This window comes from Runella sp. R0.1_18, assembly GCF_057652155.1.
The window spans coordinates 158264-184729 of record NZ_JBYFCK010000014.1 but is presented as its reverse complement, the minus strand read 5'-3'; the positions used below and the strand labels follow the sequence as shown (position 1 = coordinate 184729).

Below are 26466 nucleotides of genomic sequence, written 5' to 3'. Positions count from 1 at the left end.
CCGCTCCGATGAGGGAGCTAATAGAATCTCTAATTATATGGATATAAATATAAATTTTCAAGAAATTAAGCCCCCATCGGTGGTTTGGGGGCTAAAATACGCCCCGCATATTGGTTCGTTTACGCATTCGGCAGGAAAAGACCCAATCGACCAAATCAATTATATGGCTGATTTGGGCTTTAAAGCCCTCGAAGATAGTGGCTTTGTGTCGCCCTTGGTTCAGTTTAATTCTACTCGCATGGGGATTGGTATGTGTAGTCAAACACCTGAAATGCTCACTAAAATTGGCGAAACTTTAGCCAAGAGAGGCATGGAAATGGGCACGTTTGTATTGACACCCACCCAATGGCCGCCCGTCGCATTGGTCACTTCGGGTAAACCTGAATATTTAGAGGAATTTCTTACGAAATGTAAAAGTGGGGTAGAAGTTGCCAAACGCCTCAATGCCAAATTTGTAACCATTACGCTCGATTGCTTCGACCGCTCTTTGCCTATCGAAATGCAAACGGCTCATGCCATTGATGCCCTCAGAAAAGCAAGTGATATTTTTGAGCCTATCGGCGTAACAATGGCGATAGAAACCCTTGCCGACCACCACGAGCTTTTCCTCAGAACCTCGGCACAGGCGTATATGTTGTGCAAAGCCGTGAACAGAGATGCCTGTAAAATCTTGTTTGATATGTATCATTTGCAAAAAAATGAAGGAAGGCTTATGTATCACATCGACATGGTTTGGGACGAAATTGGTTATTTCCAAATAGGCGATGAACCCGGACGATGCGAACCCGGAACCGGTGAGATTAACTATAAAAACATTTTTAAACATATTCACCAAAAGCAGCAAGCCACTGGTAAAAACTTCATTTTGGGCATGGAGCATTTCAATTCGATAGACGGCATTGAAGGCGAAAATGCCCTTTTGGAAGCTTATAAACAAGCAGACAGCCCCCTAAATCCCCCGATGGGGGACTTATTTTAATGAGAAATAAAATGAAAAATTCAACAGAAATTAAATCAAATAAAGTAGCTCCCCCATCGGGACGGTACGCCGCGCGGGCGGGGGGGGCTGTTTGGAGGCTCAAATACGCCCCTCATTTTGGCTCTTTCGCTTCGGCAGGAAATGAGCTTATCGACCAAATTAAATACTCGGCAGACTTAGGCTTTACCGCTTTTGAAGACAACGCCTTTTCGGGCGTACCTATGCCCAATTTGATGGGCATAGGAATGCTCGGACAAACACCTGAGTACTTAGATAAAATTGGTAAAACGCTTTCCGACTTAAACATGGAAATGGGAACGTTTGTGATGGGGCCTGTCAATTGGCCACCCAACGCAGCGTTTACGTCGGGAAAAGAAGGGTTTAGAAATATCTTTTTAGACAAATGCCGTCAAGCGGTAGAAGTAGGCAAACGTCTCAACGGCAAATACGTCACCGTTGTGCCAGATGCCGCAGACCCTACTTTGCCTTACGAAATCCAAACGGCTAATGTACTGGAAAGCCTCAAAAGAGCCGCCGAAATTTTCGAGCCTCATGGCATGATAATGGTTTTAGAACCACTCAGCTTTCCGCCACAAGTTTACCTCAAAACTTCGGCACAATGCTATTTATTGGCAAAAGCTGTGAATAGCTCAGCCTGTAAAATCCTGTTCGATTTGTTCCATTTACAACAAAACGAAGGAAACCTTAAACGCAATATTGATTTGGTTTGGGACGAAATAGGCTATTTTCAGATTGGTGATGTACCGCAACGTTTTGAACCAGGTACAGGCGAAATCAATCATCTTGATGTATTCAAACACATTTATCAAAAGGCTCAAGCTACGGATAAAAACTTCATTTTTGGCATGGAACATTACAATGCTGTGGCAGGAGTAGCAGGCGAAAATGCTATGTTGGAAGCCTATTTAAAACTTGATAATTCACTTTAGCAGTATGGTAATTATGAAAAATTTGATATTTATCTTTCTATTCATACTTTCTGGACTGCTTGTCAAAGCACAACAAAGTAGCGTTGTAAAAACCAATTACGGCTTGGTCGAAGGCTACACCACATCCAGTAAGGTACACGTTTTCAAAGGAGTTCCTTACGCTGCTCCCCCGATTGGCGAAAACCGTTGGAAAGCTCCCATGCCTTTAGAGTCTTGGAAAGGAAAGAAGGTTTGCACCCAGTACGGTCCCATTGCCATGCAGGATAAACCAGCCCCTTTTAGAGGATACACTCAGGAACTTATTCCGCCAGGAGATGCCATTAGCGAAGACTGTTTGCATCTTAATATTTGGACAAACAACACCAAAAAATCAGCCAAGAAAGGTGTGTTGGTTTGGATTCATGGCGGTGCTTTTATGGGCGGAAGTAACTCTGTTCCGATTTATGATGGTGAAGCACTCGCTCAAAAAGGAATCGTTTTTGTGAGCATTAATTACCGTGTAAATGTGTTTGGATTCTTAGCTCATTCGGAGCTTTCAGCCGAATCGCCGACAAAAACCTCTGGAAATTATGGCTTATTAGACCAAATTACCGCCTTGCGTTGGGTAAAAGAAAACATTCAAAACTTTGGTGGCGACCCCACCAATATTACCATCGCTGGGCAGTCGGCTGGGTCTATGAGTGTCAATTGTTTGGTAAGCTCGCCATTGGCAAAAGGGCTTTTTCAAAAAGCTATTGCCGAAAGTGGTGCTTGCTTTACCAGTGGCAATCCGCTCGTGAAAACACCCAGTATGCAACAAGAAGAACAAGAAGGAGCTAATTTTTTGAAAAAATGTGGTGTTTCATCTATCAAAGAATTGAGAGCTTTACCTTCAGAGGTGATCGTACAAAATGTCAAACGTTTTTTTGCTCCTGTGATTGATGGCTACGTTTTGCCCGAACCTATTCCCGCAATTGTATCCAAGAAAAAAGATAATCCAATCATTTTACTTACTGGTTGGAATGAGCATGAAGGCGGCAAAAAAGTACCACCAACAACGTTGAAAGAATACGAAGAATCAGTTGAAAAACGATTCAAAGAAAACAGCAGTAAAGTATTGGCGGCTTACGCACCAGCCAACGAACAAGACATAGCCGTGAAAAAAGCTAAATTAGAAAGTGATGTAATTTTTGGCTTACAGAACTTTACATGGGCTAATCTCCATGCACAAAATGGTCGTAAAGTGTATCTATACCGTTTTGCTCACGAAATAAAACCCAAAGGCGATGCACTTTATGGGGCTTTTCACACGGCAGAAGTACCTTTTGCATTCGATAATTTGAAATTTTTTAACCGAGATTGGGAACAGCAAGACCACCAATTGTCAAAGTCGATGTCGTCGTACTGGGTTAATTTCGTAAAAAATGGCAATCCTAACGGAGCATCTTTACCAACATGGCAACCCTATACTGGAGAAAAGAAAATGATAATAATGTTTAATGAAAAACCTTCGGCTGTCGCCTTACCAGATGCCAGTGCGTTAGAGGTGCTTTATTCAATATTGAAGTATTAAAAAGCTTAATTTTAATTTACTTATGAAAACCGACATTCTCATAATAGGTTCTGGCCCAGTTGGGGCTACTTATGCACGCATGATTGCAGAACAAAGACCTAACGCCAACATTCTAATGGTTGAGGTTGGACCGAAAGTTTCTGATAAAGTTGGGCAACACGTCAAGAATATTGCTGACCCAAAGGCAATGGAAATGGCTCAAATCCTTTCGCAAGGTCCTAAAAAAACACCATATCCGATGATTTCAGTAGCCGAACGAGCCTTGGCTGTTCAGCGAGGTGAATTAACTGCCGATGTGTTGGCTCGTGCAGGAACGCATTTGGTTTTAGACCAACCAGAAGAAATTAAAGCAAACGAAATGCCTTCGCTTTCGATGTCAACCAATATTGGTGGCATGGGTATTCATTGGACTTGTGCTTGCCCAAGACCGGGCAAAGGCGAACAGATTCCTTTTATTCCCGAAAACGAAATGGACGAAGCTTTTACCAAAGCTGAAAAAATTCTACACGTAACCCAAGAGGCTTTTCCGATTTCGGAAGAAGGAGAAACCATTTTGCATATCCTCAACCAGACTTTGGGAGATAAACATTCGCCCAAACGTCAGGCTCAACCCATGCCATTGGCTTGCAAAGTAGATAGCGAATACAACCGTTATTGGACAGCCTCAGACTTGATTTTAGGAGATACCCTTAATCATCCTAATTTTGAACTTCGCTCTGAAACGATTTGTAGAAAACTGAATTACCAAAATGGCAAAATTACCAGTGCCGAAATAGAACATTTACCTACACAACAAAAAGAACTTATCGAAGCTGATATCGTAATCGTAGCAGCCGATGCCCTACGCACGCCACAATTGTTGTGGGCTTCGGGTATCAGACCGCAAGCATTGGGGCATTACCTCAACGAACATCCATTTATTTTTACATTTGTTGAATTGACAGCCCCCCCCGCCCCCGATGGGGGAGCTAAGACTCCCCCATCGGGGGCAGGGGGGCTTGCTGGCGTATTTTGGACACCATTTGATGCACCCAACCATCCTTTTCACGGTCAAATTATGCACATGGACTTGTCGCCATTAAAAACCACCGTGGCTCCCCCATCGGGGGCGGGGGGGGCTTCAAAACATATCGTTGGTTTGGGTTGGGGCTGTTTGAAAGAATCAAATTTTGAAGACCAAATTGTTTTTTCAGAAACAGAAAAAGATTACTTTGGAATGCCCAAAATGAATTTCAAATTCAAATACACCGAAAAAGACCTAGAAGCCATTGAAGCAGCTAAAGCATATCAGCAAAAAGTGGTAAATCAGTTTGGAAAAGAAATCAAAGACGGTGGACAAACTTTGATGCCTCCAGGTACTTCTTTACATTACGAAGGTTCAACCAGAATGGGACTTGCCAACGATGGAAGCTCTGTTTGTGATACTTATTCAAAAGTATGGGGATTTGATAATTTATTTATAGGCGGCAACGGGGTTATTCCAATCGCTACGGCATCAAACCCTACGCTGACAAGTGTAGCTTTGGCGGTGCGTTCGAGCGAGCAAGTTATTAAACAAATTAATCCGTAAAATTATGAAAGAGAGCAGTTCCGTTCCAATCATTGATGCAAATCAGCTTATGTCTAATCTGCATAAAGAATTGAAAACGCATGTTGCTTTCACCACGAAAGTTCACTCCAATTTTCATATTAATCGCATCGAAGACTACATGAAAATAGTGAACTTTCCAACTCAATCCGACATTGTGCCTCGTCGAATCTCGGTTTATAGTTTCTTTTTTCTAACCAAAGGGCGAAGCATCAGAAGTAAAGGCTTAAATAGCTACGATTTCGGCGAAAATACATTCTTTTTTCTGCCTGCTTATCAGATTACGACGCACCAAGAGATATGTTTTGGTAGCGAAGGATATTACTGTCATTTTGATATGGAATTGTTAAATGTTGACTATAAAACAAAAGACCTTATCAATGAATTTACTTTTTTGGAGTTTCATGCCAATCCTATCGTTATGATTAATGATGAAGCTAAAGGTCGCATAATTCTTTTGCTCGAAAGACTCATTCAAGAATACAATGCGGGCGAAAATTGTAGATTTGATATTTTAAGAATGTACTTGATGACGGTCTTCACTGAATTGAAAATTTTTATCGGTTCATCTAAACCCAATATTTCAAATTCTGCTTTTCTGATCACTGAACAGTATAAAAAGTACCTATCACAATACATTTATGAAAAGCAAAAAACGACCGAGTATGCTGAAATGATGGCCATTTCGCCCAATCATTTGAATAAATGTGTAAAAATGACTTTGGGAAAATCAGCCCATGATTTACTGAACGAAATGCTACTGCTGGAAGCAAAAGTGTTGTTGAAACAAACCAACCTTACCGTCACTGAAATCGCTTATAAAATCGGGAAAAATGAAATTAGTGATTTTGCTCGTTTCTTCAAATCGCAAACGGGAATGAAACCGAGTGAGTATCGGATGATGAATTAATGTACTGTTTTTTGTTATTTTACTCCCCAACTACAAGCAGGCATTCTCGATGGATATTTTATCGTACCTCAAACAGCACGGTATTTACTCAGATTCGCTCGTCGATTGGGTACAGCATCATTCCAAAACCAAGACCTACCCCAAAGGCCAGGTATTATTTGCCGAGGGCGATTCTCCCCAACGCGTCTATTTCATCGAATCAGGACTTTTGCGGATGTTTTATGAAAAAGATGGAAAAGAAATCACCCACGGCTTCTTTGCCGAAGATTCCGTATTGATGTCGGTGGAAAGTATTTTTTACCAACAACTTTCTCCGTACGGCTGCGATACCCTAGAACCGACCACAATTACGACATTCAATTTTCGTGACTTTACGGAGTTGAGCAACAAGCTACCCGAAGTGAGTCATTTGGAAAAACTCATTTTATACGGCGTTATCAAAAAACTAGCTGATACCAATTACTTTTTGAAGTTTCATACGGCCAAAGAACGCTACGAGCGTATGATTGCCGAGTATCCCAACATTCTTCTTCGGGCACCGCTTGGGCACGTGGCGTCGTATTTGGGCATTACCCAACAAACCCTCAGCGTCATTCGTGGGCAAATCGGTTAAATAGGGCTCGTTGATTAAAAAATGAAAATCGGTTCATTTTTTTAATCTATCTTAAAAATTGGGGGAAAAATACCCGCGACCTTTGTATCATCAAATCAAAAGGTACGCAATCCCCATGAAAAAAATAGTCATTTTTGCCGCACCAGCCTTGGTTGCATTGCTGGTAGGGTGTAACTCAAAATCCGAAAAATTGGCCGAGAAAACGGCCGCCGCAGCCATTCCCGTTAGCATAGAAGAAGTGCAGACCACCACCGTGAAAAACGATGTGTCGGTCAGCGGCAATATCGAAGGGAATACCACCGTAAAATTGGCTTTTTTGGTAGCAGGTAAAGTCAATTTTATTTCGGCCAAAGAAGGTCAAATGGTCAAAAAAGGCCAGTTGGTAGCAAGTTTGGAGCCTACGAATTACCACATCGCCAAAGAATTGTCGGACGTTCAGGTCAATGCTGTTTCGGACGAATTTTCGCGTCTAAAAACCTTGCACGACAAAGGAAGCGTAACGGATAGTGATTTTTCAAAGGTGAATTTTTCCTTGCAACAAGCCAAACTTCAGCAACAACTTCACGCTAAAAACGAAAGCGACACCAAGTTGTATTCACCGATTGGGGGGGTGATGTTGAAAAAACTCACCGAAACGGGCGAAATTGTGGGTGTCGGCATTCCTGCCTTTGTCGTTTCGGACATTAGTAAAGTGAAAGTGTTGGCGTATATCCCAGAGGGTGAACTTCGTTTTATCAAAATTGGTCAACGTGCTGAAATCACCGTTTCGGCGCTAGAAAAGACCTTTACGGGGCGGGTGATTGAGGTTGGTTCTGCCGCCGATGCCACAACCCGTGCTTTTACCATCAAGATTGAAGTGGCCAATCCTGCCTCCCAAATTCGCCCTGGGATGATTGCTGAAGCAAAAATAAAGGTTGATGCTAGCTCGCAGGCTTTACTACTTCCTGCCGAATGTATCATCCATGATTTGAATAACCAAACGTACGTCTATGTCGTGGATAAAGCGCAAAACAAGGCGTTTAAGCGCGAGGTAGGCATCGGTAAAATGATAGAAAACAAAATTGAAATCACCAAAGGTGTGCAAGCAGGAGAGCGTGTGGTGGTAGCAGGACAAACAAAAATTACGGACGGAACCGTGGTTTCAATTAACCAATAGACAGCCATGAATATCATTCAAGCATCATTAAAATACAAGCAAATAACATTGTCGGTTTTGCTGATGTTGTTTGCCGTCGGGATACAGTCATTGTTGAACATGCCCCGCCGCGAAGACCCCAAAATTACCATTCGTTCAGGCTTGGTCGTTGCCTATTTTCCAGGGGCTAATTCTGCCCAAGTGGAAGACCAAGTGACCAAGAAACTCGAACAGTATTTGTTCCAATACGAGGAAGTTAACAAAGCCAAAACGTACTCTACTACCAAAGACGGCGTGGTGGTTATCAACGTGGAATTGACAGAACGGGTAAAACAACCTGATATTTTTTGGAGCAAATTGCGCAATCAGTTGTTGGTAGCCAAGCAACTCGACCTTCCCGAAGGCGTTCGAGGGCCGTTGGTCAACTCAGACTTTGGCGATACCGAAGCCATGGTAATCGCCTTGGAAAGCCCAACCGCCAGTCCAACGGAGTTAAAGGAATACGCTCAAAAATTGGAAGATTACCTCCGCGCGATTCCTGCCACGTCAAAAGTGAAGCGCATTGGCGAACAAAAAGAAGAGATTGTTGTCTCATCTAGCTCTGAAAAAATGTCGCAGTACGGCGTGAGTTTGCAGCAAGTAGTGAAGGTTCTGCAATCGCAAAATGCCATTAATCCAACGGGTGACATTAAAACGGACAACAGCAAAACACCTTTATATACGAATGGGTATTTTACGACCGAAAACGACCTTGCCAATCAAATTGTAGGAACGTCGCAATCGGGTTCGCTGGTAAAATTGGGCGATGTGGCTACGCTTAAACGCGACTACGCCGAGCCGCAAAGCCTCATTACCGTCAATGGCAAACAGGCGATTTTGCTGACCGTTCAGATGCAAGAGGGAAACAACATCGTGAAGTTTGGCGAAGCCATTGACCAAAAAATTGAACTTGCCAAACAAGTCATTCCTTCAAATGTTACCGTAACGACCATTGTTAACCAGCCGCATTTGGTGCAAGAAAATATATCTCACTTCATCAAAGAGTTTTTCTTAGCCATTGTTTCGGTGATTATCGTAGTGATTTTATTGTTGCCATTTCGCATTGCGGCCGTGGCTGCTACCGCCATCCCTGTGACTGTCGCGGTGACGTTTGCGCTCATGCACGCCCTTGGGATTGAACTTCATCAAGTATCGCTGGCGGCGTTGATTTTGGTGCTTGGAATGGTGGTGGACGATGCCATCGTCATTGCCGATAATTACGTCGAATTGCTTGACGAAGGCATTGACCGCTGGACAGCAGCGTGGCGAAGTGCCAACGATTTGGTGGTGCCTGTGTTGGTGGCTACCGTGACAATTATCGCCTCCTTTATGCCAATGGTTTTACTCAATGGAAGCATCGGTGAGTTTATCTATGCCTTGCCCATTACGGTTGCCATCGCCTTACTTTCGTCGTTTGTGGTAGCTATGTTGTTGACACCTTTGTTGTGCTATGTCTTTATCAAAAAGGGCTTACACCAGCACGAAGAAAATGCGCCTGCTAAACGCAAATCGTTGCTGGACTACATGCAAGATGGGTACAATCGGTTGTTGGATGTGTGCGTAAAATTCCCCAAAACAACGATTGCGGTGAGTTTCTTGTCAATTGCGCTGGCGGGACTTTTGTTTGCCAAAGGGGTTCGGCAATTGTTTTTCCCTGCCGCTGAGCGAAATCAATTTGTTATCGAACTTTGGATGCCGACGGGAACCAAGCTAGATAAAACCAATCGGGCCATTTTGAAGGCCGAGGCGTTGATTAAAAACGACAAACGAGTGACCACGTATGCCACGTTTACGGGAACAGCGGCTCCACGGTTTTACTATAATTTTTCTCCTGAGTTTCCGACAACCAACTATGCCCAAATTTTGGTCAATACAACCACCGATAAAACGGCGGAAGAATTGACAGAAGAGTTGCGCCAAAAAGTTGATACTGCGATTCCAGAAGGAACGACTTTCGTTAAATTGATGCAGCAAGGCTCGCCCTTAAAAGCGCCCGTGGAGGTGCGTATCGTAGGGGATGACATGGGACGTTTGAAAGAAATTGGGGGGCAGATTGAGGTCATTCTCAAACAAGCCAACGGAAGTAAGTATGTACGAAAAGATTTTGCGGAAGATTATTACGGGATTGGCATTAACCTAAAGCCAGAGGCCAGTCGGCTTGGATTTACCACCACCAGCGTTTCCCAAACCGTTTATACGGGTTTTAGTGGGGCGGCCATTTCGACCATGTACGAAGGCAATAATCCCGTAAGTATTTTGTTTCGATTGGACGATATCAAACGGCAAAACACCGACGACCTCCAAAAAGTCTATTTAAAATCGCCAGTTACGGGCGTAAACGTGCCGCTCCGTCAAATCGCTGATATTGTTCCGCAGTGGCAAACGGGCAAAATTATGCACCGAAATGGCGTGCGTACACTCACCATTCAGTCGGAAGTAGTGGAAAATGTATTGCCCGCCGAATTGCTGAAACAAGTACAACCCGAAATCGAAAAAATAGCGCTACCCAACGGCTACCATATTGAGTACGGGGGCGAGCAGGGCAACAAAGTAGAAACCTTGGGCCAAATGGTGACCGCCTTGATGGTGAGTCTGGTGGCTATATTTTTCATCTTGTTGTTCCAATTCAAAAACCTCAAGGAAACCACGATTGTGATGTTGACCATTCCATTGAGCTTGTTTGGGGCGATTTTAGGTCTTTACGTAACTGGAAACAACTTCAGCTTCACGGCTTTTGTTGGGCTGATTGCCCTTTCGGGAATTGTGGTTCGGAACGCCATTATTTTGGTGGATTATACCAATGAGCTTCGCAAACACGGCATGGACATCCGAACGGCGGCCATCGAAAGTGGCAAGCGACGTTTGCGCCCTATTTTCCTAACGGCCATGGCGGCAGCGATTGGGGTGTTGCCCATGATTATTTCTAAATCCCCGATGTGGGCACCGTTGGCGAGTGTGTTGGCCTTTGGGGTGGTTTGGAGCATGATTATGGCGCTTTTGACCGTCCCTATTCTGTACATTGGTTGGATCAAAGAAAAGAATTAAAATCGAAATGAAATGCGCATGAAAACTTTCAATAAAACCCTCCCTGCGGTGCTTTTGGTACTTTTTGGGGGAACAGCCTTGTCCCAATCGACGACTTATTCGTTGGGCCAGCTTACAGACATTGCACTGAAAAACAACCATGTTTTGGCCATAAAACAACTTCAAATTGAAGAACGTCAAGCCAAAATCAAAGAGGACGAAATCAAGCGTTTGCCTGTGGTCAACGTCAATGGCTCGTACCAGTATAATTTTAATTTGGCCGAAATTACCATTCCCGCAGGAACCATCGGCGTCATTCCGTTGAGTGCTACTAACCAAGTGCCCTTGCCGAATGTCGATAAAACGTTTACCGTTGGCAAAAACAACATGTACAACGCAGGGGTCACGGCTTACCAGCCTCTTTCGCAACAAGCTAAAATCAAAACAGGAATAGAAGCTAGTAAGTTGGAGGTGAATTTGACCGAAAAAGAAAAACAAAAAATAACGCTCCAAATCAAACATGGCATCGAGCAGTTGTATTTTGGGATTCTTATCAACCAAAAACAATTGGCGGAGGCACAAGCAAAATTGGAGTTGGCCAAGGCTAAATTAGAGGATGTCACGAACGCCTTAGAAGCTGGAAAAACGATTGGCGTGAACCGTGCAGGATTGCTAGCAAGCATTGCTGATGAAGAGCAAAACATGCTTAAACTTTCCTACCAAATCCAAAACTATAAATCAGATTTGGCCAAGTTTACGGGTATCGATGACGACAATTTTGAAGTGGAAAGCCAAGTGATTGTTCTCCCTGAATTACCTGCGTATGTAACATTGGCAGGGGAGGTATCGTCAAATCCTGACCTTCAAATGGCTCAACTGACCAAAAACAAAGCCGAATTGGGCATCAAAGCGGCTAAACTAAGCGACCGTCCCGACGTAGGCTTGGTGGCTGGGTATGTTTTCCAAAGTGGTAATCCAATTAGCCCCATGAACAACCCCTTTGTTGGGCTGAACCTGAAATGGAATTTGCAGGATTTATATACCAATAAACAGGTGGTAAAACAACGCTCATTTCAGTTAAAACAGGCCCAGGAAAACATCCTCAACACCCAGCAACAATTGACGTACGACTTGGAAAAAGCGTACCGAAAAACGGTTCAAAGTAAATCGTTGATTGGAGTGGCCGAAAAAGCGTTGAATTACCGTCGCGAAGAATTGAAACTTCAAGAAGACAAACAATCGGTAGGGATGAACCTCAAAACGGATATGCTAACAACCAAAGCGCTCATTGCCAAAGCAGAAGCCGACGTATATGCTGCTCAATTGGCGTACATTTTGTCGGTTTCAGAGGTGAAGCAGTTGATTGGGCAGTAATCCCAGCATTGGTTCTTCGTCTGTGCGCTTCTGTAGGCTAACTTTTAAATGACAACTGGGAAAAATGGGGCGCAAGCCCCTTTTTCGATAAAGATTGATATTGCACAAAAGGAAATTGATTTTGCGTGATGGGTCTCTGAAAAAACCTCTATTTTTGCAAAGTTATGTCCAATTATTTCGTGGAATACATCTATTTAAGCCCTTAGCCTATCCATCTCCCGATGACTTTTGATATAAAAGAACACATTGATTCCAATAAAATGACACGGCTGCAGTACGCAACTGTTTTCATTTGCCTCCTAATGAACATGCTCGACGGCATGGACGTAATGGTAATTTCCTACACCGCACCTGCCATTGTAAAAGCATGGGGCATAACGCCCGAAGCTCTCGGCATTGTTTTTAGCGCAGGGTTGGTCGGTATGACCTTGGGAGCGATGTTTTTGGCCCCAAAAGCAGATGTGATTGGCCGTAAAAACATGATTTTGTTAAGTGCTGTACTGATGGGAATCAGCATTTTTAGTACATCTTTTGCCCAATCCATTGAGTTTTTGGTAGTTATTCGGCTCATTAGTGGGATAGGGATTGGGGCGATGTTGGCAAGTACCGCTACGCTGACGGCGGAATATACACCGAATAAAACCAAAGATTTTTGGGTAAGTTTTGTGATTTCGGGTTACCCAATTGGGGCGGTTTTGTCGGGGTTAGTTGCAGCGAAAGTAATACCGCAATTGGGCTGGGGTACGATGTTTCAATTGGCAGGTTTTTTCACTACACTTTCGGTGCCCTTGATTCACTTTTTGTTGTCGGAGTCGCTTGATTTTTACTTTAAAGCACAACCCGCCAATGCCCTTGGTAAAGCCAACGAGATTTTGGGTAAAATGGGGGTAACTGGTTTGTCTCAACTTCCAACAAAACCTGCCGAACAAGCAGCTGTGTCGTTCAAATCAATGTTGACGGAAGAGTTTAAACTGCCGACGTTCCAACTGTGGGGGGCGCTTTTTATGGCGTTTGCTACCCTTTATTTTTTGACCAACTGGATTCCGAAACTCGCCACCAACGCTGGACTCTCGATGGAATTGGCGATTTATGCGGGCACAGTTTTTAATCTTGGTGCTTTTGTGGGGATTGTCATTCAAGGCTATTTTTCAAGCAAATATGGCCTAAAACGCACCATCGGCACTTTCCTGATTTTGACGGGTGTACTGATGGTCGCCTTTGGGTGGTTCAAAGGTTCTTCGTGGTTGTTGGTTATTTTTGGACTGATTGGTTTTGGTATTCAAGGCGGTTTTGTGGGGCTTTATGCCGTAGCGGCGCGGATGTACCCCACCGAATTTCGGACAACTGGCGTAGGTTGGGCCATCGGTTCGGGACGCTTGGGCGGCATCATTGGGCCGCTTTTAGGAGGTGTCCTCATTGGAATGGGACTTTCAATGACGGTTAATTTCTTGATTTTTTCCGTCCCGACCGTCATTGCGGGTGTGATTACGATGTATATTTCTTCAAAACGGGTTAGTTAAGGCGGCATCTGGAAACACTTATATGCCCTTATATGTCTTATATGGTTCAAAAAATGAAGCGCGCTAATTTTTCCGAAACTCACTCGGAGAAACCCCCGTTACTTTTTTGAAAAGCCGTGTAAAATACGCAGGGTCTTTGAAATTTAGAAAATAAGAAACCTCCGAAATTGAGTAGTTCGTATTAAGGAGGTATTTTTTTGCTTCATTAATCAGATGTTCATGGACAATTTGCAAAGCCGATTTTTGGACAACCGCCTGACAAATGCGATTCAAGTGGACAGGCGTGATATTTAACTCTTTGGCATATTCACGAATAGACTTTGATTCTTGCAACGACTTCCGAATGCTTTTCTGAAAAAGCTGAAAATAACGTAATGTCCGATTATCGGACGAAGTAGAAGCGTTGCTTAGTCGAAGGGAAAAACGGTAAAGATGCGTAAAAAAGAGTTGAAATAACGACTGTAAAACCACCTGTTTTTCGGTAAAGTCTTCGTATAGCTCTTTGATAATGAGGTTTTTAAATCCCATGAGTCGTTCAAATGTTTCAAAATCTTCATCAAATGAAAGTACTCGTAAATGATTGATTTCTAGTAATGTTTTGGGCGAGATTTTTAATAACCCCTCCAAAAAAGAGTCAGAAAATGTCAGCACTTCACCGTTGATGTTGGGTTGAAACACAAAACCGTGAAGGCTATGCGCGGGAATAGTCGCAATGCAAGGTCCCGTGAGCGCCCATTCTTTTTGTTCAGAAACAAGCAAACCTTCCCCACTTTTAATCAAAAACACCTGAAATAAATCCGTGTGCAAGTGTTCCTTGATTTCCCAATCGTATATTTTACTACGAGTTTCGAGGGCTTCAAAATGGATAAAGTTGGGTAAAAGAGAATGAGGGTTGTCGCCGTAAAGCCCTTTAAAATGGACTAATGCCTTTTGCATCATGGATGTTTGAAAATTGCTAGTATAAAATTGGTGATTTTAGCTTACAAAAGAACAGTTTTAGAAAACAATTTTACACAGAATTGCACAGATTTTTACACAAACTGCCGCAGAAAGACTATAAAATGATAACATATGTTTTAGAGAACTTTAGAAAATAAAACTTGGGATAACTCAAGTTTCTTTGAAAATGCTAATCTTCGCTAATGAAATCGTTAAAATCCGTGATGGAACACCCGTTTCATCCGTGTGCTAATACTTTTTGCCTAATTCTTGATGATTCTGGGACTTTTTACTCAAATGGATTCAAGCTTCTTGGAAAATAATTGTAAAAAGTAAATTTTGAAGGAAGAAAAAATGTTTGTTTTGTACAAGTTATATTTTGATTTATCCAAGATAATCTTTCACCTTCCCGCTACTTTTGTTGTGTCATTTAAGCAGATATTTTCCCAATCGTTGCACAACATGAGCAATATTATTTATAACCGATTTGATGAAGAGGTACACCCTCCACGTTTATCTCCCGACTACAAATCTACCGTCCTTCGGGCTCCTACCAAGCCTTTGATTGTAGTGAAGCAGTCGCTTAGTGAATTGACAGGGCCGCTTTTTGGTGATTTTAATTTAGGCCCCCTCGACCATGATTTAACCAAAAATTCGATGGTCAATGGGCAACCTTTGGGAGAACGAATTGTGGTACATGGTCGGGTTGTAAACGAAAACGGTCAGCCGATTCCGCAAACACTCATTGAAATTTGGCAAGCCAACGCTGCGGGTCGTTACGTACACAAAGTGGATCAACACGATGCCCCGCTTGATCCCAATTTCTTAGGCGCGGGTCGATGTATGACGGACAAAGACGGAAATTATAAATTTTATACCATTAAGCCAGGCGCGTATCCTTGGGGAAATCACTACAACGCATGGCGGCCTAACCACATCCATTTTTCGTTGTTTGGCGCTAATATTACCAATCGTTTGGTAACACAAATGTATTTTCCAGGAGACCCATTGTTACAATACGACCCTATTTTCTTGGGGGTGCCACCCAAAGGTCGGGAGTTGCTTATTTCTCAATTTGATTTGAGCATTACGGAACCGCATTTTGCTTTGGGCTATCGTTTTGATTTTGTGTTAAGAGGTCACAATCAAAACGTCCAAGCCCCCTAACCCCGACGGGGAGATATTTACCAATAAAAAGTTACGCAAATGGAACAAAATACATTTCAACAAAAAAATAACTCCCCCATTGGGGTCGGACCCTCGCAGGGCAGGGGGGCTGTTTTTCAGACTCCCTCTCAAACGGTTGGCCCTTATTTTGCCTACGGCCTTTCGCCCGAGCAATATTTATACGATTTTAAACAGTTGGTAGGGAATCAAATGGTAAGCCCCATTGACGAAAAAGAAGTAATCACCATCACAGGCAAAGTGTTTGACGGAGAGGGAGTTGTTATTCCTGATGCGATGATTGAAGTATGGCAAAACGATGGACAACAACAGCTTTTTGGCCGCTTTGGTACAGGAACAGACCCACAAAATCGCTTTGTTTTTTATACCAAAAAGCCTGCATCGGTCAATGGGCAAGCACCTCATTTGAGTATCATCGTGTTTATGCGTGGGCAGCTGATACACTCATATACCCGCCTGTATTTTTCTGATGAAACCGAATTAAACGCAACCGATGAGGTTCTGAACCTAGTCCCCGAAGAACGTCGCACTACTCTAATTGCTCAAAAAACACCGTCAGGCTACGAATTTGACATTTGGATGCAAGGCGAAAAAGAAACCGTATTTTTTGATATTTAGCCCTTTGGGTCATTGTAGGTATGTCTCTATATTCCGAAATATTTTACTCGACCGAAATCAATGGATTGTTTTCTGACAGAAACACCATTGCAGAGATGCTGCGTTTTGAGGCTGCTTTGGCCCAAGCCCAAGCTAAAAATGGGATTGTTTCGGAAACCTCCGCCGCCATTATTGTCGATTGTTGCGATTCGTACCTAATTGACATAGAGAAGCTTAAAGTAGAAGTCAAACTTGGAGGAAACGCGGCTATTCCGCTGGTGAAACAATTGACCCGTATCGTCAAAAACAACGATGTAGAAGCCTCGAAAATGGTACATTTAGGAGCCACCAGTCAGGATGTTGTTGATACGGCAATGGTGCTTCAAATCAAAGCGTTTTTAGTGTGGTTGGAGTCAAAACTCAATCAATTACGTCAGCTGTTGGTCGCTTTAACTCAAAAACACCGTTCGACCTTGATGATTGGTCGAACTTTACTTCAGCAAGCCCGTCCGATTACGTTTGGGCTAAAAACCGCAGGGTGGTTGGAGGGAATTGTACGTTCACAAAACCGCCTAAGTGAGATTCTGCCTCGCTTGTTGAAGCTACAATTAAGCGGAGCCGTGGGCAGCGGAAATGCGTCTATCAGTCAAGAAGTTCACCAGACAATGGCCCAGGAGTTAGGTTTAACGCCTAGTTTTTCGTGGCAAACCCAGCGTGATAGCTTCGCCGAGTGGGCAGGGTTGCTGGGGGTTTTGGTGGGAAGTCTTGGGAAAATTGCGAAAGACGTTTCTCTCCTCATGCAAACCGAAGTAGGAGAAGTGCTGGAGGGAGCTGGAGAGGGAAAAGGAGGCTCAAGCACCATGCCTCACAAACGAAATCCTGTGACCTGCGCCGCCTTATTAGCCAATGCTACTCGAACTCCTCACTTGGTGGCGACGATTCTTTCGGCCATGCCCCAAGAACACGAGCGCTCGGCAGGGTTGTGGCATTCTGAGTGGGAGGTTTTGGTGGAGTTGATGACGCTAACGGCGGGTTCGGTCGAACGTGCTTTGGAATTGGTGAGTGGTTTGGAAGTGGATGAAAAACGAATGCTGACCAACTTAGAAGTGACCAAAGGGCTGATTTATGCCGAAAATGTGTCTTTGGCTTTAGCGCCCAAAATGGGCAAAATGCAGGCCCACGAATTGGTAGAAAAGGCGTGCAAAACGGCTATTCAACAACAGAAACATTTAAAAGAAATCCTGCTTGAACTCCAATTGGATTTGCCTGATTTAGAGGAACTTTTTAAGCCAGAAAATTCAATTGGATTGAGTTTAGAACTTATTGATGAAGTGCTTCGACAAGTGTAACTGTTGCACACAAATAAAGGCGGATTAAATCCACACAGAACATTTGTGAGAAAAAACAACCCATGTAAGAAAATGAACACCAACTACCAACTGGAAGGCACGCCCAACAGCCCTGTTTTGATATTTTCGAACTCGCTAGGGTCAGAAATGATGATGTGGGACGAACTTGTGCCGTATTTGCTGCCTTATTTTAGGGTGTTACGCTACCATACCAGCCCCCCAGACACGTATGATGAAGCTACTTCCTGTACCATTGATGAGTTAGGGGAACAAGTCATTCAATTGATGGATGAGTTGAACATTGAAACAGCCTATTACTGTGGGCTTTCGATGGGCGGTTTGATTGGCCAATGGTTGGGAATACATTATCCACAGCGTTTCAAAAAAATAGTTTTGAGCAATACAGGAGCCAAAATCGGCAACGACGAACGTTGGAATGGTCGAATTGAGACCATCGCCAAAAATGGAATGCAGGCCATCGTTGAGGATACGATGGAGCGGTGGTTTACGGAATCCTTTCGGCAGACTAATCCAACCCGTGTCGCTGAAACCAAAGCGATGTTTTTACGGAGCAACATCAAAAGTTACTCGAAGTGTTGTGAAGCAATTCGTGATGCCGATTTTCGCGAACAACTCGATAAAATGCTGGTTGAAACACTCGTCATAACGGGTGACGAAGACCCTGTTACTAACGTCGAACAAGCGCAGTTTCTGGTCAATCATATTCCCAACGCCACGCTTTACATCCTCCATGCGCGTCATTTAGCTAGCACCGAATTACCTAAAGAATATGCTGAGACATTGATTTCTTTTTTTACCAGTAACACTAATTTTTCCCCATTGGGGGCTAGGGGACTTCACGTTCGTCGAACGGTGCTTGGCGATGAGCACGTTGACCGTGCAACGGCCAAAATCAATGATTTTAATGCTGATTTTCAGGATTTTATTACTCGTTATGCGTGGAGTGAAATTTGGACTCGCCCCGATTTGTCGAAGCATAATCGGAGCTTGATTACGATGGCAATGTTGATAGCTCTCAATCGCAAAGCCGAGTTCAAAATGCACGTCAAAGCGGCCTTGAACAATGGCGTTACGGTGACCGAAATCAAAGAGGTCATTATGCACTCCGCGTTGTACTGTGGTTTACCCGCTGCCAATGAAGCCTTTCATACGGCAGAAGAGGTGTTAAATAGCCCCCTAACCCTGCGAGGGCCCGACCCAATGGGGTAAAGGTAGAGTAAGTATTAAACTTTACCATTTTAATATATTTGTTTGAATCAAAATTATGGCAAAGATAAATTCCCCCATTGGGGGCAAGGGGGCTAAAACCCAAGTCGGTATTATTGGCGCAGGGCCAGCGGGTTTAACGCTTGCCCATTGGCTCCGAAAACACGGCATTGAGTCGGTGATTATCGAAAACCGAAGTCGTGAATACGTTCAAGCTCGTGTTCGTGCGGGATTGCTGGAGCAAAATACCGTTGATATTTACAAACAATTGGGCTTGGCCGACCGACTCGTTCGAGAAGGACAAGAGCACCATGGTGTGTATTTGAGTTTTGATGGAAACCGCATTCGGGTACCATTTGGAGAATATACCAATGGACGAAATATCACTATCTACGGCCAACAAGAAGTGGTTAAAGACCTGACCGATGCGTGGTTGGCGGGTGGAGGTGAGCTGTATTTTGAAGCAACGGCCACTCAAATTGAAGGTTTTGACACTCCTTCGCCCAAAATCCACTTTGTGCACGAAGAACAAGCAGGAGTGATTGAGTGTGATTTTGTAGCCGCTTGCGATGGTTTCCACGGTGTAGGTCGTAAAACGTTACCGAAAAATACCTTTAATGAATTTTCCATTACGTATCCATTCAGTTGGTTAGGGATTTTGGCACACGTGGCTCCATCTTCGGAAGAACTGATTTACGCCTACCACCAAAATGGCTTTGCCTTGCACAGTCTTCGTTCGGAAAAAGTAAGTCGTTTGTATATTCAGGTTGACAACAATGACCACGTCGATAACTGGTCAGATGATCGTATTTGGGAAGAACTTTCGCTACGCTTGGGAACGGAGGGTTGGACGCTGAAATCGGGATCCATTTTTGAGAAAAGTATTACTCCGATGCGTAGTTTCTTTACCGATAACATGCAAGCGGGGCGATTGTTTTTGGCGGGAGATGCGGCGCACATTGTGCCACCTACGGGCGGAAAAGGGCTTAATTTGGCCGTAGCCGACGTAAAACATTTGGTGGATGGCTTTGTGGATTTTTATAAAAACAACTCCATGAAGCTGTTGGATGCGTATTCGGAGATTGCGTTGAAAAGAATTTGGAGAGCGCAAGATTTCTCTAACTTTATGACGACACTTTTCCACAAACAAGATGCACACGGGTCGTTTCAGTACCACTTACAAAAAGCGAAATTTGATTACATCAGCATATCGAAAGCGTATGCTACTATGATCGCTGAAAACTACGTAGGGCTGCCTTTTGAAGCGTTTAGCCCCCTAACCCGCGCGGCGTCGCAGTGGCGCACCACCCGTCCCAGTGGGGGAATTAGTGGATGAGAAATTAATTAATCGTTACGTTCAATGATTCGGTTAAGGTCGTTAAGGTTTAGTACTTTGGTAGTGGCTTGCCCAATGGTAGTTTTAGCATAAATAACGCCGTTGTCGATTTCAAAGTGGTCGTGCCAATTATCTTCTCTGGGATTGAAGAGTCTAATAAAAGTTCTATCAGGGAGAAGCATAGTTCCAATATCGCTACCCTTATTGATATTGCACTGAAAACAAGCATAAGCCAAATTGTCTAAATTGTTTTGGCCTCCATGTTTTATACTGATAATGTGGTCAATTTGATGGGCGATGTAAGCAAATAAATCGGGCTGTAAACAATATTCGCAACGATAGTTAGCCCTTTCTATTACTTGTTTCTTGAGTGAATCAGGAATGTAACGGCTCATGAATTTAGTTGCTTTTGGGCTCGTTTTTTAGCCATAATCATGATATGCTGAAGTAAGAGGTACCGTTCTAATTCGAGTGTTTCCTCTGAACTAAGTTCAGAAGTTTTCTTTTTATAAACTAAGTCTTCTACACGCTCTTGTAAAGCAGGGGAGGCTTTATAATCAAGGATTTGCTGTGGTTCTGGAAATGAAGTAATAAAGTCAATCACTTCGTCAATTGGGCGTAGCGTAATCATAGTCTGTTTTTTTTACGAATATACAAAGTTCTCGCATAACGAAATGAAACAAGTACCGATAATAGACCTTCATACTGCGGCTAGTATGGTCAAAGAAGGTGATATTTTGCTCCAAGGAGGTTTTGGCATGACGGGCAATCCCGTGCATTTGATGCACGCTTTGGCCGAAATTGGAACCAAAAATCTGACATTTATTGGCAACAATACAGGAGAACCTGGGCTGGGAGGAGGGCGTTTGCTTCGTAATGGCCAACTCAAAAAAATGATAGGTTCTTTTTTTACTTCCAATCCTGATGCCGTTAAGGCAGCTCAATCGGGGGCGGTGGAGTATGAGTTACTTCCGCAAGGAACTTTGGCTGAGGCGCTTCGAGCAGGTGGAGCAGGTATTGGTGGGTTTTATACACCTACGTCGGCGGGGACGCTTATCGCCCAAGGGCGTGAAACCAAGGTCATAGACGGTGAAGAACAGGTGTTTATCAAAGCTCTACGGGGAAACGTAGCGTTTATTCGAGCGTGGAGAGCCGATACCGCAGGTAATTTGCAGTATCGTATGACGGAAAATAACTTCAACAAAGCGATGGCAACTGCTGCGGATTTGGTGATTGTGGAGGTGGAGGAAGTAGTTCCTGTGGGTGAAATTGCGCCCGAAAATGTACATACACCTGGCTGTTTTGTCGATTACCTTGTGGAGGCAAAACTTACGTTGGAAGATTTGGGCAGTTCTGCCTCGGTTTCGTCGTCCAAGAAAGTGGACGAAAGCCGTATGAACATGGCCAAACGCGCATTGGCCGAACTCCAGAAAGGAAATGTTGTCAATTTGGGTATTGGGATACCAACGTTGGTAGCCGATTTAATTACCGAAGAACATGGGGTTATTTTGCACACCGAGAACGGAATGTTGGGCGTTGGTCCCGTGCCTACCGACGGCGGCGGAGCGATGGAGTACCCTGTCAACGCAGGGAAAATTCCTGTCACAGCCTTAAAAGGAAGTAGCTATTTTGACAGTGCTGATTCCTTTGCCATGATTCGCGGAGGGCACATCGACGTGGCTATTATGGGAGGATTAGAGGTGGACGAAGCCGCCAATTTGGCCAACTGGGCCGTGCCTGGAAAGCCGTTGTTGGGCGTGGGAGGGGCGATGGATTTGGCTAAAGGTGCCAAAAAACTTATCATTACCATGACCCACACCAACCCCGATGGCTCTTCTAAAATTGTACCCCAATGTACATTGCCTCTCACGGCATCAGGCGTGGTGGACATGGTGATTACAGAATTGGCTGTATTTGAATTTCCAAATGGTAAACTTACTTTGACAGGCTTAATGCCAAACGTCATCCTCGAAGAAGTAGTTGCCAAAACAAGTGCTGCTTTTGAGATAAAACTTTCTTAGAGAGATAAGATATAAGTGATGAGAGAGGAGAGATAAGTGATGAGGAGGACTAGATATTACAAATCCGTGATAATCAGCGTTACGGTAGTATCTGTGTCATCTGCGTTCTATTTTTACACAAAAAATAAAAGATACCTAAAGCCAAAACTCAAATGTTGAAAATTACGAAAAATGCGCTAAAATCTCCCGAAAAAATAGCCATTCTCGCTGAGGAAAAAAGTTATACGTATCAATCGCTCATTGATTCAGCAAGGGCGTTTGCGCATGAACTACTTCAAGCATCCGCTGACCTCAACGAAACTCGTGTCGCTTTTATGGTATCGCCTGGCTTCGATTACGTGCGTGTACAGTGGGGAATCTGGTTGGCGGGGGGCGTCGCGGCGCCACTGTGTATTACCTATCCGCTGCCATCGTTGCAGTACGTCATTGAAGATACTCAAGCCGAAATAGTCGTCGTTGGCCCTGAATACGTTGCTTTATTGAAAGACTGGGTCTTGGAAAAAGGGCTTCGATTCATTGTTTTGGGCGATGAAAAAGAGGTAAATGACTCACCAGTAGGGCTACCAACGTTGGAGAAAAGTCGTCGAGCGATGATTTTATACACCAGCGGAACGACAAGCCTTCCCAAAGGTGTAGTGACGACCCACGCAAACCTCGAAGCCCAGATTTCAACCTTAATAAAATCTTGGAAGTGGAGCGAAAACGACCACATCGTATGTGTGTTGCCGCTGCACCATGTTCACGGGATTATCAATGTCGTTTCATGTGCATTATGGTCGAGAGCGACGGTGCAGTTTTTGCCTTCGTTTTCCGCAGAAGCCTTGTTTACGCTTTTTTTGGCAGGGAAAGTCAACTTGTTTATGGCCGTCCCGACAATCTATTTCAAACTCATTTCGTACTGGGAAGGGTTGCCTGCTGAACGCCAACAAGAAATCACTGAAGCCCTATCGAAGTTCCGTTTGATGGTTTCGGGTTCGGCGGCATTGCCAGTGACGGTGATGGAAAAGTGGAAAACGATAAGCACGCACACGCTTTTGGAACGCTACGGTATGACCGAAATTGGCATGGGAATTAGCAATCCTTACGACGGTGAACGGAAAGCGGGCTACATCGGAAAACCGTTGGCGGGGGTGAAAGTTCGGTTGGTGGACGATGAAGGAAACGAAGTAAAAGGCCGTGCCCCGGGCGAAATTCAAATAAAAGGCAATAACGTTTTTCTGGAATATTGGCGTCGTTCCGAAGCGACCCAAAAAGCCTTCACCGAAGATGGTTGGTTCAAAACGGGAGATGTAGCCGTTAAAGAAAAAGGCTATTACCGTATTTTGGGTCGCGATTCGATTGATATTATCAAGTCGGGTGGATATAAAATTTCAGCGCTCGAAATCGAAGAAGTGCTCCGAACCCACGCTGCCATCAAAGATTGCAGCGTGATTGGCATTCCCAACGAAGAATGGGGAGAGTTGGTCGTAGCTGCTATCATAACTGATGGCGTAGCGGTCGATATGAAGGAATTAAATACGTGGATTCGTGAAAAAATGCCAGCCTACAAAACCCCTCGTCAGTACAAAGTGGTGGATGAGTTTCCGCGAAATGCCATGGGCAAAGTGACCAAAAATGACTTGAAGCCTTTGTTTTTGTGAGAGGTAAAAAGTCGTCATTCTTTTAACTCCAGCCTGAAGGCTGGAGTTAAAAGAGATTTTTCATCTTGTTAACGATTAACAGATAACGATTAACAAAACAATTATTCCATGGTCATTTACGGCGTAGCCCTTCTTGCATTTTGTTACCTCGTCGGACAAATTTTCGGCGAATACCTCGGTAGTTGGCTCGGTGTAGAGGCCAACGTGGGTGGCGTTGGTTTTGCCATGCTTTTGCTGATTGTCGTCAACAGTTGGTTAGAAAAGCAGGGTAAACTGGATAACTTAACGCAATCTGGTATTCAGTTTTGGAACCAAATGTATATCCCTATTATCGTGGCGATGGCCTCTACCCAAAACGTCAAACTCGCCGTTTCGAGTGGAGCGGTGGCCTTGTTGGCAGGGGCGTTGCCCGTTGCGGTTTGTTACTTTATCATCCCTTATTTAACGAAAGCCTTTAAACCTTCAACGGAACAATAACATGGAAATCTTTCTCAAGTTTTTGGAAAAAAATGGGTTAGTCGTTGCGTTTTTGGTGGTTGGGTTGATGATTTTGGTGGCTGATAACGTATCCAAGCGATTGCTCAATAAAAAAGTGCCGACCCCAGCGGTTGCCATTGTTTTTGGACTATTATTGGCCTACGTAGGTGGAACAATTTCGGGAGGTGAAAAGGGCATTGCCGATGTGAAACTTCTTTCGGGAATGGGTCAATTGGGAGGTTCTATGTTTCGTGATTTTGCCATTGTTTCCACGGCATTTGGGGCAAGTATTTTGCTCATGAAAAAATCGGGTATAGTCGGAGCTATTTCGTTGATTATAGGAATTATCGTTGCTTTTGCTGTCGGACTGAGTGTTGCGTGGGTCATGGGCTACCACGACGCCGTCAGCCTCACCACCATTGGGGCAGGTGCCTGTACGTACATTGTTGGCCCTGTGACGGGAGCTGCGATTGGCGCGAGTTCGGAAGTGATTGCGTTGAGCATCGCCACGGGCGTTGTAAAAGCGACAGTGGTAGCGATTGCCACTCCGCTGCTTGCCAAGCGTATAGGCTTAGACAATCCGCACACTGCCATGGTATTTGGGGGGATTATGGGAACAAATGCAGGAGTAATGGCTGGATTAGCCGCTACTGATCCCAAATTGGTGCCTTATGGCGCACTCACTGCTACATTTTACACGGGACTAGGATGTTTGTTGTGTCCTTCGGTTTTTTATCTCATTATAAGAACAATCGTATAGTTATATGAAAGACGCATTTATCATAGATGCCATTCGTACTCCGATTGGTAGCTTTGGTGGCAGTTTGTCACCCGTAAGAGCCGATGATTTAGCGGCCCTACCAATCATTGAATTGATAAAAAGAAACCCTTCGATTCCAACTGAGGTGATTGAAGACGTCATTTTGGGATGCCATAATCAAGCGGGGGAGGACAATCGCAACGTAGCGCGTATGGCACTACTCTTGGCAGGACTTCCCTACACAGTTCCAGGCGAAACCGTTAACCGACTGTGTTCGTCAGGGATGTCGGCGGTAGTGCACGCCAACCGCGCCATCAAAGCAGGTGATGGTGAGGTGTTTATTGCTGGAGGAATGGAGCACATGACGCGTGGGCCTTGGGTGATTTCAAAGACCTCAAAACCCTTTGGGAACGACGCTCAAATGTTTGATTCGAGTTTTGGCTGGCGTTTTGTTAACCCAAAAATGCAAAAAATGTACGGCACCGATGCCATGGGCGTAACGGCTGAAAATTTGGCTGAAATGTACAACATTAGCCGCGAAGACCAAGATTTGTTTGCGTTGCGTTCTCAACAAAAAGCAACAGCAGCACAGCAAAATGGGATTTTAGCGGAAGAAATTATTCCCGTTGAAATGACCGACCTCAAAGGCAACGTAACTGTTTTTGACAAAGACGAATTTATCAAGCCAAATACCACTTTGGAAGGGTTAGCCAAGCTAAAACCTGCCTTCAAAAAAGAAGGTGGAACGGTCACGGCGGGCAATGCTTCAGGCTTAAACGACGGTGCTGCTGCCATGTTTATTGCGTCGGAAGAGGCCGTAAAAAGCTATAATCTCAGCCCCAAAGCGCGAATTGTTAGCTCGGCGGTGGTAGGCGTTGAGCCTCGAATTATGGGAATTGGCCCCGTAAGTGCTTCGCAAAAAGCCCTTCGTAAAGCAGGATTGACGCTCGATGATATGGCTGTCATTGAGTTTAACGAAGCGTTTTCGGCTCAATGTTTGGCTGTGTCTCGCAACCTTGGATTAGCCGATGACGACGCCCGTATCAATCCCAACGGAGGAGCCATTGCCCTTGGGCATCCGCTCGGTATGTCGGGGACGCGTATTGTGCAAGCAGCAGTAAATCAGCTTATTCGTGCTAATCAGCGTTATGCCTTGGCTTCCATGTGCGTAGGCGTAGGAATGGGGTACGCGGTTGTGATTGAGCGGGTGTAGGGGAAAAAAGGTGAGGTTTGAATTTTTGAATGTTAACA

Annotated in this window: 23 protein-coding genes; 20 read left to right on the top strand and 3 right to left on the bottom strand. The window is 44.2% G+C overall.

From position 1 onward, the window contains the following. Window positions 1–37: 37 nt before the first annotated feature. The 10 genes from AC23P2_RS22235 (at window position 38) to AC23P2_RS22190 (ending at window position 13684) form a co-directional block, all read left to right on the top strand. The gene (locus AC23P2_RS22235; protein ID WP_487775238.1) at window positions 38–979 is read left to right on the top strand and encodes a hydroxypyruvate isomerase family protein; all 942 of its coding nucleotides are present in this window, start codon (window positions 38–40) and stop codon (window positions 977–979) included. An 11-nt stretch (window positions 980–990) separates the two neighbouring features. Further along, window positions 991–1929, top strand: a complete 939-nt coding sequence (locus tag AC23P2_RS22230) for a TIM barrel protein (protein WP_487775237.1) — start codon at window positions 991–993, stop codon at window positions 1927–1929. 13 nt (window positions 1930–1942) lie between these two features. After that, complete coding sequence (locus tag AC23P2_RS22225; protein ID WP_487775236.1) at window positions 1943–3481, top strand: carboxylesterase/lipase family protein; 1539 nt, start codon at window positions 1943–1945, stop codon at window positions 3479–3481. Between the two features lie 22 nt (window positions 3482–3503). Beyond that, complete coding sequence (locus tag AC23P2_RS22220; protein WP_487775235.1) at window positions 3504–5051, top strand: GMC oxidoreductase; 1548 nt, start codon at window positions 3504–3506, stop codon at window positions 5049–5051. A 4-nt stretch (window positions 5052–5055) separates the two neighbouring features. Then, the gene (locus AC23P2_RS22215) at window positions 5056–5979 is read left to right on the top strand and encodes a helix-turn-helix domain-containing protein (protein WP_487775234.1); all 924 of its coding nucleotides are present in this window, start codon (window positions 5056–5058) and stop codon (window positions 5977–5979) included. Window positions 5980–6028: 49 nt separating this feature from the next. Further along, entirely contained in the window at window positions 6029–6592 is a 564-nt protein-coding gene (locus AC23P2_RS22210; protein WP_487775233.1) for a Crp/Fnr family transcriptional regulator, read from the top strand. A gap of 115 nt (window positions 6593–6707) precedes the next feature. Next, window positions 6708–7748 (top strand): efflux RND transporter periplasmic adaptor subunit, encoded by a 1041-nt coding sequence (locus AC23P2_RS22205; RefSeq protein WP_487775232.1) that lies wholly within the window; start codon window positions 6708–6710, stop codon window positions 7746–7748. A 6-nt stretch (window positions 7749–7754) separates the two neighbouring features. After that, entirely contained in the window at window positions 7755–10811 is a 3057-nt protein-coding gene (locus tag AC23P2_RS22200) for an efflux RND transporter permease subunit (protein ID WP_487775231.1), read from the top strand. 18 nt (window positions 10812–10829) lie between these two features. After that, complete coding sequence (locus AC23P2_RS22195) at window positions 10830–12164, top strand: TolC family protein (RefSeq protein ID WP_487775230.1); 1335 nt, start codon at window positions 10830–10832, stop codon at window positions 12162–12164. Window positions 12165–12424: 260 nt separating this feature from the next. Continuing rightward, window positions 12425–13684: an MFS transporter gene (locus AC23P2_RS22190; RefSeq protein WP_487775229.1), complete on the top strand. Its 1260-nt coding sequence runs from the start codon at window positions 12425–12427 to the stop codon at window positions 13682–13684. A 63-nt stretch (window positions 13685–13747) separates the two neighbouring features. On the opposite strand, the gene AC23P2_RS22185 is transcribed toward AC23P2_RS22190, so the two are convergent. Further along, entirely contained in the window at window positions 13748–14623 is an 876-nt protein-coding gene (locus AC23P2_RS22185; protein ID WP_487775228.1) for a helix-turn-helix domain-containing protein, read from the bottom strand. Window positions 14624–15085: 462 nt separating this feature from the next. On the opposite strand from AC23P2_RS22185, the gene pcaH reads away from it, so the two are divergent. The 5 genes from pcaH to AC23P2_RS22160 all read left to right on the top strand — a co-directional run bounded on the left by pcaH (window position 15086) and on the right by AC23P2_RS22160 (window position 20317). Next, entirely contained in the window at window positions 15086–15790 is a 705-nt protein-coding gene (pcaH, locus tag AC23P2_RS22180; protein WP_487775227.1) for a protocatechuate 3,4-dioxygenase subunit beta, read from the top strand. Window positions 15791–15829: 39 nt separating this feature from the next. After that, window positions 15830–16426 (top strand): protocatechuate 3,4-dioxygenase subunit alpha, encoded by a 597-nt coding sequence (pcaG, locus tag AC23P2_RS22175; protein WP_487775226.1) that lies wholly within the window; start codon window positions 15830–15832, stop codon window positions 16424–16426. A 20-nt stretch (window positions 16427–16446) separates the two neighbouring features. Beyond that, window positions 16447–17754, top strand: a complete 1308-nt coding sequence (gene pcaB, locus AC23P2_RS22170; protein WP_487775225.1) for a 3-carboxy-cis,cis-muconate cycloisomerase — start codon at window positions 16447–16449, stop codon at window positions 17752–17754. A 72-nt stretch (window positions 17755–17826) separates the two neighbouring features. After that, window positions 17827–18984, top strand: a complete 1158-nt coding sequence (gene pcaDC / locus AC23P2_RS22165; protein WP_487775224.1) for a bifunctional 3-oxoadipate enol-lactonase/4-carboxymuconolactone decarboxylase PcaDC — start codon at window positions 17827–17829, stop codon at window positions 18982–18984. Window positions 18985–19039: 55 nt separating this feature from the next. Beyond that, window positions 19040–20317, top strand: a complete 1278-nt coding sequence (locus tag AC23P2_RS22160; protein ID WP_487775223.1) for a 4-hydroxybenzoate 3-monooxygenase — start codon at window positions 19040–19042, stop codon at window positions 20315–20317. Window positions 20318–20325: 8 nt separating this feature from the next. On the opposite strand, the gene AC23P2_RS22155 is transcribed toward AC23P2_RS22160, so the two are convergent. Together AC23P2_RS22155 and AC23P2_RS22150 are read right to left on the bottom strand one after the other, a co-directional pair. Continuing rightward, window positions 20326–20712 carry an HNH endonuclease gene (locus tag AC23P2_RS22155; protein WP_487775222.1) on the bottom strand — a complete coding sequence of 129 codons (387 nt, stop codon included), beginning with the start codon at window positions 20710–20712 and terminating at the stop codon, window positions 20326–20328. Then, a complete protein-coding gene (locus AC23P2_RS22150; RefSeq protein ID WP_472487333.1) occupies window positions 20709–20948 on the bottom strand; it encodes a hypothetical protein in 240 nt (79 codons plus the stop codon). Before AC23P2_RS22150 ends, AC23P2_RS22155 begins: the two co-directional genes overlap by 4 nt. A gap of 43 nt (window positions 20949–20991) precedes the next feature. Between AC23P2_RS22150 and AC23P2_RS22145 the strand changes: the two genes are divergently transcribed. The 5 genes from AC23P2_RS22145 (at window position 20992) to pcaF (ending at window position 26428) form a co-directional block, all read left to right on the top strand. Next, entirely contained in the window at window positions 20992–22338 is a 1347-nt protein-coding gene (locus AC23P2_RS22145) for a 3-oxoacid CoA-transferase (RefSeq protein WP_487775221.1), read from the top strand. 152 nt (window positions 22339–22490) lie between these two features. After that, a complete protein-coding gene (locus AC23P2_RS22140) occupies window positions 22491–23978 on the top strand; it encodes an acyl-CoA synthetase (protein ID WP_487775220.1) in 1488 nt (495 codons plus the stop codon). A gap of 108 nt (window positions 23979–24086) precedes the next feature. Further along, window positions 24087–24455 carry a malonate transporter subunit MadL gene (madL, locus tag AC23P2_RS22135; RefSeq protein WP_487775219.1) on the top strand — a complete coding sequence of 123 codons (369 nt, stop codon included), beginning with the start codon at window positions 24087–24089 and terminating at the stop codon, window positions 24453–24455. Between the two features lies 1 nt (window position 24456). Beyond that, entirely contained in the window at window positions 24457–25215 is a 759-nt protein-coding gene (madM, locus tag AC23P2_RS22130; RefSeq protein WP_487775218.1) for a malonate transporter subunit MadM, read from the top strand. A gap of 4 nt (window positions 25216–25219) precedes the next feature. Continuing rightward, on the top strand, window positions 25220–26428 hold the full coding sequence (pcaF, locus tag AC23P2_RS22125) for a 3-oxoadipyl-CoA thiolase (protein WP_487775217.1): 1209 nt from the start codon (window positions 25220–25222) through the stop codon (window positions 26426–26428). Window positions 26429–26466: the final 38 nt, after the last annotated feature.

What these genes read in the sequence shown, in the direction of transcription:
- AC23P2_RS22235 (WP_487775238.1), top strand. Translation starts at nt 38, where the DNA reads ATGGATATAAATATAAATTTTCAAGAAATTAAGCCCCCATCGGTGGTT.
- AC23P2_RS22230 (WP_487775237.1), top strand. Translation starts at nt 991, where the DNA reads ATGAAAAATTCAACAGAAATTAAATCAAATAAAGTAGCTCCCCCATCG.
- AC23P2_RS22225 (WP_487775236.1), top strand. Translation starts at nt 1,943, where the DNA reads ATGAAAAATTTGATATTTATCTTTCTATTCATACTTTCTGGACTGCTT.
- AC23P2_RS22220 (WP_487775235.1), top strand. Translation starts at nt 3,504, where the DNA reads ATGAAAACCGACATTCTCATAATAGGTTCTGGCCCAGTTGGGGCTACT.
- AC23P2_RS22215 (WP_487775234.1), top strand. Translation starts at nt 5,056, where the DNA reads ATGAAAGAGAGCAGTTCCGTTCCAATCATTGATGCAAATCAGCTTATG.
- AC23P2_RS22210 (WP_487775233.1), top strand. Translation starts at nt 6,029, where the DNA reads ATGGATATTTTATCGTACCTCAAACAGCACGGTATTTACTCAGATTCG.
- AC23P2_RS22205 (WP_487775232.1), top strand. Translation starts at nt 6,708, where the DNA reads ATGAAAAAAATAGTCATTTTTGCCGCACCAGCCTTGGTTGCATTGCTG.
- AC23P2_RS22200 (WP_487775231.1), top strand. Translation starts at nt 7,755, where the DNA reads ATGAATATCATTCAAGCATCATTAAAATACAAGCAAATAACATTGTCG.
- AC23P2_RS22195 (WP_487775230.1), top strand. Translation starts at nt 10,830, where the DNA reads ATGAAAACTTTCAATAAAACCCTCCCTGCGGTGCTTTTGGTACTTTTT.
- AC23P2_RS22190 (WP_487775229.1), top strand. Translation starts at nt 12,425, where the DNA reads ATGACACGGCTGCAGTACGCAACTGTTTTCATTTGCCTCCTAATGAAC.
- AC23P2_RS22185 (WP_487775228.1), bottom strand. Translation starts at nt 14,623, where the DNA reads ATGATGCAAAAGGCATTAGTCCATTTTAAAGGGCTTTACGGCGACAAC.
- pcaH (WP_487775227.1), top strand. Translation starts at nt 15,086, where the DNA reads ATGAGCAATATTATTTATAACCGATTTGATGAAGAGGTACACCCTCCA.
- pcaG (WP_487775226.1), top strand. Translation starts at nt 15,830, where the DNA reads ATGGAACAAAATACATTTCAACAAAAAAATAACTCCCCCATTGGGGTC.
- pcaB (WP_487775225.1), top strand. Translation starts at nt 16,447, where the DNA reads ATGTCTCTATATTCCGAAATATTTTACTCGACCGAAATCAATGGATTG.
- pcaDC (WP_487775224.1), top strand. Translation starts at nt 17,827, where the DNA reads ATGAACACCAACTACCAACTGGAAGGCACGCCCAACAGCCCTGTTTTG.
- AC23P2_RS22160 (WP_487775223.1), top strand. Translation starts at nt 19,040, where the DNA reads ATGGCAAAGATAAATTCCCCCATTGGGGGCAAGGGGGCTAAAACCCAA.
- AC23P2_RS22155 (WP_487775222.1), bottom strand. Translation starts at nt 20,712, where the DNA reads ATGAGCCGTTACATTCCTGATTCACTCAAGAAACAAGTAATAGAAAGG.
- AC23P2_RS22150 (WP_472487333.1), bottom strand. Translation starts at nt 20,948, where the DNA reads ATGATTACGCTACGCCCAATTGACGAAGTGATTGACTTTATTACTTCA.
- AC23P2_RS22145 (WP_487775221.1), top strand. Translation starts at nt 20,992, where the DNA reads ATGAAACAAGTACCGATAATAGACCTTCATACTGCGGCTAGTATGGTC.
- AC23P2_RS22140 (WP_487775220.1), top strand. Translation starts at nt 22,491, where the DNA reads ATGTTGAAAATTACGAAAAATGCGCTAAAATCTCCCGAAAAAATAGCC.
- madL (WP_487775219.1), top strand. Translation starts at nt 24,087, where the DNA reads ATGGTCATTTACGGCGTAGCCCTTCTTGCATTTTGTTACCTCGTCGGA.
- madM (WP_487775218.1), top strand. Translation starts at nt 24,457, where the DNA reads ATGGAAATCTTTCTCAAGTTTTTGGAAAAAAATGGGTTAGTCGTTGCG.
- pcaF (WP_487775217.1), top strand. Translation starts at nt 25,220, where the DNA reads ATGAAAGACGCATTTATCATAGATGCCATTCGTACTCCGATTGGTAGC.